The organism is Thermus thalpophilus (assembly GCF_022760915.1).
Classification (GTDB): domain Bacteria; phylum Deinococcota; class Deinococci; order Deinococcales; family Thermaceae; genus Thermus; species Thermus thalpophilus.
Genome location: NZ_JAKTNS010000078.1, coordinates 1 through 1,585 on the forward strand (window position 1 = coordinate 1; position 1,585 = coordinate 1,585).

A 1,585-nucleotide genomic window follows, 5' to 3' on the forward strand; every position below is an offset into this window, starting at 1 on the left:
CTCCTGGGGGCCGGGCGATATTACCTGCTGGAGTGAAGGGGGTGCGGAATGTGGGTCCCATACCGCCTCTTGGAAAAGCCCCCCCGGGGGTGCTGGCTGGCCTGAGGTGGCTGTACCAGGAAGCCTTCTTTCGTCGGCTAGCCGGAGCGGTCCTTGGAGCCAGCTTCCTCCGGGTCATGCCCTTCGCCCTTCTTCCCCTCTGGTCCCTCCAAGCCGGGTACGGACCCATAGGGTATGGGCTCCTCAGCACCGCCTTCTCCCTTGGGGGGGCCTTAGGAGGGCTTTTGGCAGGGAAACTTAAAGGCAAAAGGCCGCAAAGGGTGCTTAGCCTCCTTTTCCTCATGGACGCCGGGGCCGTCCTGGGTTTGCTCTTCAAGCCTCCCCTTCCCCTGGGCCTGCTCCTCGTGGCCCTCCTGGGGATAAGCGCCATCCTCCTGGGGGTCCAAGAGGTGGTGCTAAGGCAGGCCCTGGCCCCGGATGCCCTGCTGGGCCGGGTAGGGGGTGGAATGAGGTTCCTTAGCGGCTCGGCCGGGCTTTTGGGGGCACTTTTGGCGGGGGCAGTGGGGGGAAAGGTGGGCTTGGAGGAGGTCTATCTGGGAGCGGGGCTTGGATTTCTCCTCCTGGCCTTGGTCGCCTGGGGCTTCCTCGGCCAAATGGAGAAACGGACCCGGTGATCTCCTGGGAGCGTTTTCTGCCTCGCCTCCTTTCTCCTCCTCGGCCCCACGGCCCGGCTAGCCCGTCAGGAGCCCCGCCGCTAGAGGGGCCGGCCGGATTTGGCAAGGGCTTGGGGCCCTGGTTACGGGGAGCCACGCGGGATGCTGGCCGTGGCACCCTTTCCACGTAACCTCCGCGTAACCTCCCCCCTGCTACCCTGGGGCTAACCCGGAAGGGGGTGAAGGAGATGCTCAAGGAAGTGCAGGAGGTCAAGGTCGGCGGCCGGACGCGGCGGGTTCACGTGAGGCCCTTCGCCTGGAACCTGCACGCGCCCACCCACATGGAGTGGACCCCGGACGGCAGGCTCCTGGTGGTGGAGCGCACCACGGGCAAGGTGAAGGACGTCACCAAGGGCGGGGACATGGAGGAGGCCAAGCCCTTTGCCTGGGGGCTCCAGGGGCCCTCCAGCATGTGCCCGTTGCCCGACGGCAGGATTATTCTTTCAGAGTTTTGGGGCGAAAGGGTGGTTGACATCACACATGGTGGACCTGCCTCCCAAATGCCAGTCTTTTGCTCTGGCCTGATAAGGCCTTATAGCATCACTTGTGTTAGAAGTAGGAAAGGAAGCCATCGTATCTTCGTAGTCTCGTCAGCTCGGTCTGACTCTCTGGAAGATGTCAGGGGCCTTGTCAGCGAGATTACTACCGGAACGCCAACCCCCGTGATCATAGACATCCCGAGTCGGCGTTCGGTGGGTACCGAAGGGTTTACCCCTCCAGAAACTTGGCCAGAAAACTGGAGCGCCTTTGCAAGTAAGTGCAGTAAAAACTCATGGACAACCTTCCTACCCGAGGTCGTGTAAGGATTTATGTGTAAGGGTCCGTGTTTAATAGGGGGGCACACCTTAGCACGAGGAGGTGCCCCGTGGACC

General features: G+C 62.6%; 2 protein-coding genes. Both read left to right on the forward strand.

Features of this window, described 5'->3' with window-relative positions; translation table 11 throughout:
• Positions 1-284: 284 nt before the first annotated feature.
• On the forward strand, positions 285-674 hold the full coding sequence (locus L0D17_RS13040) for a hypothetical protein (protein WP_243095684.1): 390 nt from the start codon (positions 285-287) through the stop codon (positions 672-674).
• A gap of 218 nt (positions 675-892) precedes the next feature.
• Positions 893-1,516 carry a hypothetical protein gene (locus L0D17_RS13045; protein WP_243095685.1) on the forward strand — a complete coding sequence of 208 codons (624 nt, stop codon included), beginning with the start codon at positions 893-895 and terminating at the stop codon, positions 1,514-1,516.
• The last annotated feature ends 69 nt before the right edge of the window (positions 1,517-1,585 follow it).